Origin of the sequence: Pacificibacter sp. (genome assembly GCF_039769035.1) — a bacterium.
Lineage (GTDB): Bacteria > Pseudomonadota > Alphaproteobacteria > Rhodobacterales > Rhodobacteraceae > Celeribacter.
The window spans coordinates 1-5605 of record NZ_JBDMZG010000174.1; the positions used below are offsets into that span (position 1 = coordinate 1).

The 5605-nt window shown below is 55.7% G+C and carries 10 protein-coding genes and 1 pseudogene; all 11 read right to left on the reverse strand.

Annotated elements, in window-relative coordinates; all coding sequences use genetic code 11:
• Positions 1-123 (reverse strand): annotated as a pseudogene (locus ABF287_RS14495) (peptidase); the annotation flags it as partial.
• Positions 120-1028, reverse strand: coding sequence for a DUF2163 domain-containing protein (locus ABF287_RS14500; RefSeq protein ID WP_347185710.1), 909 nt, complete (start codon positions 1026-1028; stop codon positions 120-122). The gene ABF287_RS14500 and the pseudogene ABF287_RS14495, both read right to left, overlap by 4 nt.
• Positions 1028-1660 carry a DUF2460 domain-containing protein gene (locus ABF287_RS14505; RefSeq protein ID WP_347185711.1) on the reverse strand — a complete coding sequence of 211 codons (633 nt, stop codon included), beginning with the start codon at positions 1658-1660 and terminating at the stop codon, positions 1028-1030. Before ABF287_RS14505 ends, ABF287_RS14500 begins: the two co-directional genes overlap by 1 nt.
• A 63-nt stretch (positions 1661-1723) precedes the next feature.
• Positions 1724-2386, reverse strand: coding sequence for a phage tail tape measure protein (locus tag ABF287_RS14510; protein ID WP_347185712.1), 663 nt, complete (start codon positions 2384-2386; stop codon positions 1724-1726).
• The gene (locus ABF287_RS14515; protein WP_347185713.1) at positions 2379-2627 is read right to left on the reverse strand and encodes a rcc01693 family protein; all 249 of its coding nucleotides are present in this window, start codon (positions 2625-2627) and stop codon (positions 2379-2381) included. The genes ABF287_RS14510 and ABF287_RS14515 overlap by 8 nt, the downstream gene beginning before the upstream one ends.
• A 6-nt stretch (positions 2628-2633) precedes the next feature.
• Positions 2634-2948 carry a gene transfer agent family protein gene (locus ABF287_RS14520; protein ID WP_347185714.1) on the reverse strand — a complete coding sequence of 105 codons (315 nt, stop codon included), beginning with the start codon at positions 2946-2948 and terminating at the stop codon, positions 2634-2636.
• A gap of 1 nt (position 2949) precedes the next feature.
• The gene (locus tag ABF287_RS14525; RefSeq protein ID WP_347185715.1) at positions 2950-3363 is read right to left on the reverse strand and encodes a phage major tail protein, TP901-1 family; all 414 of its coding nucleotides are present in this window, start codon (positions 3361-3363) and stop codon (positions 2950-2952) included.
• Between the two features lie 23 nt (positions 3364-3386).
• Positions 3387-3797 carry a DUF3168 domain-containing protein gene (locus ABF287_RS14530; RefSeq protein WP_347185716.1) on the reverse strand — a complete coding sequence of 137 codons (411 nt, stop codon included), beginning with the start codon at positions 3795-3797 and terminating at the stop codon, positions 3387-3389.
• The gene (locus ABF287_RS14535; protein ID WP_347185717.1) at positions 3794-4135 is read right to left on the reverse strand and encodes a head-tail adaptor protein; all 342 of its coding nucleotides are present in this window, start codon (positions 4133-4135) and stop codon (positions 3794-3796) included. The genes ABF287_RS14530 and ABF287_RS14535 overlap by 4 nt, the downstream gene beginning before the upstream one ends.
• Entirely contained in the window at positions 4135-4731 is a 597-nt protein-coding gene (locus ABF287_RS14540; protein WP_347185718.1) for a head-tail connector protein, read from the reverse strand. Before ABF287_RS14540 ends, ABF287_RS14535 begins: the two co-directional genes overlap by 1 nt.
• 168 nt (positions 4732-4899) lie before the next feature.
• A partial coding sequence (locus tag ABF287_RS14545; RefSeq protein ID WP_347185719.1) for a phage major capsid protein occupies positions 4900-5605 on the reverse strand: 706 nt, incomplete at its 5' end.

The following is a 5605-nucleotide window of genomic DNA, read 5'->3' on the forward strand; positions in this document are numbered from 1 at the left end:
TTCCCGCCAAACACCGCGCAGAAGACCTAAACAATCGGTCCCCGCGCCTTTGCAGGAAGCTTGGTGAACATAGGGCGTGCCGATCCATTGGCGCGCGTGATTTGCAATGCGTTGACTGGTCATGACGCACCCCCGTCACCATTGCCGTACAGACTTCCACCTTCGTTCAGATCGCTCGACGCCGGATAGGATGTCAGCCAGTCTTCACCTGGCACGTGTGGAAAGCCTTGAAAGTTCAGAAAGTTGTCAAATTTCAAACGGCAGGTTTCCGCGCGGCGGTCACACCCTGCCTCAATCCGAATTTGATCTCCGGATTTGATGTCAGCGCGCAAAGCTTGCCACAGTTCGATGGACCGACCATCCGCAGTTAGGCGATCATTTTTGATTGCACCAACAAGACCCTTTGCAGCGCCACTCGATACAACGACCCGACCGTTCTCGAACCAGCGGTCGTCAAATTCAGTCATGCCCGCAAAGGAAAACAGCTTAGCATCTTCAAGCGTTTCAACCAACACTTCGACGCTGTATCCAAGCGCGCTTGTGTCAAATCCACAGCCTGCATCGCCCAAAACTGCTGAGCAGCTAGACTGATAAACACGGCCCTGCGGTTGATTGAGGTGTTCTGTCAATCCACGCAATTCTGCGCGAAACCCACCTGCCGCGCGGGTGATCTCGCCAAATGTACCGCGAAATTGCAAAACCCGCTCGGCGACATTTGTCCAATTGACCAACCAAGACGACACAGCAGCACCATCGAACCGCCCTGCCTGAATATCGGCCTCAGTCAGCGCAACGGAAGACAACGCCCCCAATGCTTCGGTGTTGTCCACCGAAAGCCCAGTTGATTGCTCAAGCGCATTTGCGGTCAACCCCGTGTCTGCTGCAAACGTGGTCCCGTCGAATTCTAAATCTGTATCGTGGTCAGTGAACCCATAGGTTTCACCGTCTTTTCGGGTCACAGCCCAACACCGGCAAACAGTGGTCGTGCCACTGGCAAGATGGGCTTGAAGCGCTTCGGAATTACTCATCACACACGCACCTCAACAATTGGAACGTTGGGCACTTCACCCGCTTGGAATGACGAAACAGAGGTGGCAATGCGGTCCGTATCGAAACGCACAGGCACGTCAAATTCAAAGCCCGCAGTGATCGAAACACCTTCCTCAGGCGGCGTCGCAAAGGTAATTAGCCCTGTCGATGTATCGACGGTCCAGCCGATTGACTCTTGCATTTCAGTGCCTTGCGTGCCGACTCTTACAGTTCCAAACACAGGTTTTGTCACGGGACGCACATAGGTTGCATCGCCCGAGCTGTAATTTTTCTTGAGGGAAAAGACAGTGGTTTCACCATCTCCTGTGCCGATCACCTGATCGCCAAAGTGTACCGCTTCGGACGCCTTGCACGTCTTATAATCGGACCAGTCTTTCCACCGAAAACCAAACAGCTGACCCTGACGCGCTTCGAAAAACGCAATCAGTGCTTCGATATCATCAAGTGAGCGCATCCCAAGGCCAGCGTCATAACGCCTGCGCGAATGCGCCCACGGCGTGTTGCGTTCTTCAAAGCCATTGGCCAAGGTGACAACCTCGGTGCGCCGCTCAGGACCACCTACAGAGCCAAAGCTCAGGTTCGCCGGAAATCTTACGTCATGAAAACCCATGTGGGACCCCTCCATCGGATGATGCTGAGAGCTGGTAGCTCTCACTCTGTGCGTTGATCTGCGTTATTGGTTGCGTGACCCGCGCCCCATGGCACGGCTCAATTGCGCTGCGATTTGCGACTGCGATCGCCGGAAACCTTCCACGTCGGGTGTGGAAATATTCATGTTGACGGTCACGCTTTTGCTGCCGCCTTCTGCGCGCACGCCAAGTTTGCCGTTGGCCCCGCGCGACAAAGGCATGATGGCCTCTGGTCCCGCTTCGCCCATCAGACCCAATCCGCCGCGCATAGGAAAATGGGTTGGGCTTGAAACGACGCCGCCCGACGCAAAGGGCGTCACTCGGCCTTGGGTAAAACTGCCGCCCTTTTCAAATGGCAATAGCCCTTGAATTACGGATTCCAAACCTGTCCCAAGTACAGACCCAACATGGCTTGTCACGGGCTTGAGCGCCGCATTGTAGGCCGCATCCAACATGGATTTACCAACGCCCCGCATCGCATCGGCCAGCGTATCGCCGTCAAACACCAACCCATCAATTGCGCGCCGCAAACCCTTGGAGATCCCGCGTTCAAGCGTGCCAATTTCGCGCTGTGTGTCGGCGACGGTGGCCTGCAGACGCCCCATTTCTTGATTGAATGCAGACGCCATTGCTTCAGCGCCGCCGATGGCATTTTCCATCTGGGACAGCTTTTCATCGAATGTATCAAGACCGTTAATGTCAGCCATTGTCTTGCCCTTTCAGATCTGTGTTTTGCAGCCCGCCTTCGCGCGGCGTATCAGGATAGGCCTGCGCCAGTTCATCAAGCCGCGAGCGACTTAAAGGTGCGGACCCTGATCCTGCGCCAAGCATCAAAAGCAATTCCGCAGGCGTGAGCGCCCAAAACTCGTCGGGTTTAAGGCGCAAGCCGTTTATTCCTGCACGCATCAGCGCTGGCCAATCGAATGTACCGTTTGAAATCAGTGACATAGAAACCTATCCTGGCACGGTGAATGCACGCGCAATTAGCGCAGCTCCCACCCGTGCAGCTTCCAAAGGTCCACCCGAAATCTCGGCTGTCAGAATGTCATCATAGCCACCCGTCCAGCCGCCCCCTCGCAGGCCAGCAACGACCAAACGCAAGACGTCTGCAGTCGAAAACTGTCCTGCTTCATAGCGCTCGACCAAAGCCACAAGCGTGTCTGTTTCCAGACCGGCTTCCAGTTCTGCCAAAGCACCAAGCGTGAGTTTTAGGACATAGCGTTTGCCATCAAGCGTGAGGGCCACTTCGCCTGCAAAGGGGTTTGCCATTTTATACCGCCGTGAATGAGAGCGCGCCTGCAGACGCCATCGACAATTCATACGTCGCCTCACCATTGTGCGAGCCAGCGTATTCGATTGACGTCAACTGGAACGCACCTTCGACAGTGCCAAAATCAGGAATGATCACCTGAAAATTGGGCACTTCACCGTCGAAGAAAATCTGACGTGCACGTTCGTCTGTGTTTTGATCCTTGAACACACCTGAACCAGAAATGGACGCGGATTTAACACCGGCACCGCCCAACAGTTCACGCCAGCCACCAGAGCTTTCCAGCGACGTGACGTCAACGCTTTCCGTATTGAACGAAATACGCGTGGCACGCAAACCTGCGATGGTTTCGAACTGACCCGCACCGGTCATGTCGAGTTTGATAAGAAGATCTTTTCCGTTTTGAGCAGCCATTGCCTAAGCCCCTTTATTGAAAATTAGGTGTCCTCGACGCGCGCCATGAACCGAATATCGATCCTGCGCACATCGCTGTCTTGAACGCGCCGCGCTTTGGCAGACACGAAATAAAGCCCGACCAGACTGCCACGAGACAGCGTCAAATCGGCATCGACCAGCACATCAGACACAGCAGCCGCGACACTTTTGGCGGTTAAAAAACCTGCGGTGTCTGACACCACGCTGACCACAAATTCGTGGCGCGCGCCGTGCCCTGTTTTGTCTGAGGCATCAACGACATCTTCAGGCCCTAAGCTGACATAAAGCGCTGGCACTGTGCCCGTCGGGGCCGCGTCGTAAATCGCACTGCCAACCAGGCCCGAAAGGGTCGCATCGTTGGAAAGCGCTTGAAAAACAGCTGATTGCAAAGCTGCAGAGACGCCATAGCTCATGATGCAACCTCCTCACGCGATTGACAGGCCAGATAGTGCCCTTGCGCGTCCAGCTCGGTGACGGAGAGAATACGAAACACCCGCCCGCCTTCGATAAATCGCTGATCAGGCTTGGGGCGTCGCGGCGATCCAACAGGAGCGCCACGTACAATAATTTTCATCGGAACGCGCGACACTGTGAGAAAGTCTTCAGAGCGTTCGGTCCCAGTGCCCGCTTGGATAAACGCCCAAAGGGTGCCAAGTTGAACCCATGTTTCCACGTATCCACCAGCCCCATCAGACGCGCGTTGCGCCTCTTCGAGCACCAGCTTGCGATTGAGGTGAACCACTGCTGACATCAGCCACGCCCTCCAAACAAACGCACATTGCGGTAGCGCTCTAACAGCACATTTACCCCGAACGGCATGGCGCTAAAGCTGCCCGCGCCTTCGTGACGGTGCTCGTAGTAATGCGCCGCCAGCAACATCACGGCCTGTGCGATGTCGGCGGGCAAATCCTCCCAAGCAGGACCAAAGCCCGCGGTAAATTCGATACGCGCCTGACCTGCGACTGGCACAGGCGGCAACACAAAACCGCTGGACACGATCCGCGGACGGTGTGTGTCTTTGTCGAGCAGATATTTGTCAGCGTCGATCACAGTTTCTGCATTCAAGCGATCCACAATCACCAAAGCGGTGATGGCACTGACCGGCGCCACTGGGAGCGTTTGCGCCCCAAGATCGCGCCACGCCGTGACGGTCCAAGCAAAGTCACGTTCGATCAATACTTTGCCGGTGCGCGCTTCTACAGCGGCAAGCGCGGCGCGCAAGTACGTCTCAAGAACCCCATCCTGAACCCCGTCATCGCCAAAGCCCGTGCCCAATCTCAAATGGTCTTTGAATTGTGCGACCGGCAGCACCGCGAGGGGTACTTGGCTTTGCTCCATTAACATCATGGTACATCTCCGATTTCCGGGTCCCCCTGCCTCTTGTGATGATGGGTGCGCGCCTCCGTGTTGCTCGGACGGAGGGGGAGCAGCTAGACAACACGTCAAATGAGACGCGCACCCACCGCTCGTGTCTGACCCCTAAAGATCAGGCACGAACTGGTTCAGTTTCAGATCTTAAGAGACTGAGAACCTGAGCAGCTTGATCGCCGCAAAGTCGCTCACATCGCCGCCAACGCGTTTTGTTGCGTAGAACAACACATGTGGTTTGGCAGAGAACGGATCACGCAAGATGCGCAGATCAGGGCGCTCAGCAACCGTGTAGCCCGCTGCGAAATCACCAAAGACGATGGCAGCTGCATCAGACGCGATGTCAGGCATGTCTTCTGCGATCAACACAGGGTAGCCCATGAGACGTGCAGGCTCGCCCGCCGCCAAACCGTCAGACCAAAGGAAACGACCGTCCGCGTCTTTAAGTTTACGCACTTGGCCAGCTGTCTTGGAGTTCATCACAAATGTGCCGTTTGCGCGGTACTGTGCACCCAGTGCATAGACCAATTCCACGATCGCATCGGCAGGGTTCGCGCCATCAAAGCCGCCGTCTGTGCCTGTCGCAACGTAGCCAAGAGAGCCCCAAGTCCACGAGTCATTGTCGACCTGCGCATGCGCCAAAATACCTGTCGGTTTGTCGACACCGTCACCGTTGATGAAGGCCGAGGATTCAGACGCCGCGAATTTGTCAGCGATACGGCCAGCAAGCCATGCTTCGATGTCAAACGCCGCATCATCCAACAAGCGCTGAGACGCCTTTGGCAAGGCAGACAGCTCGAACAACGGAATGGAAATGCGGTCAATTGTTGGCGTGCCAGTTTCAGCAACAGAA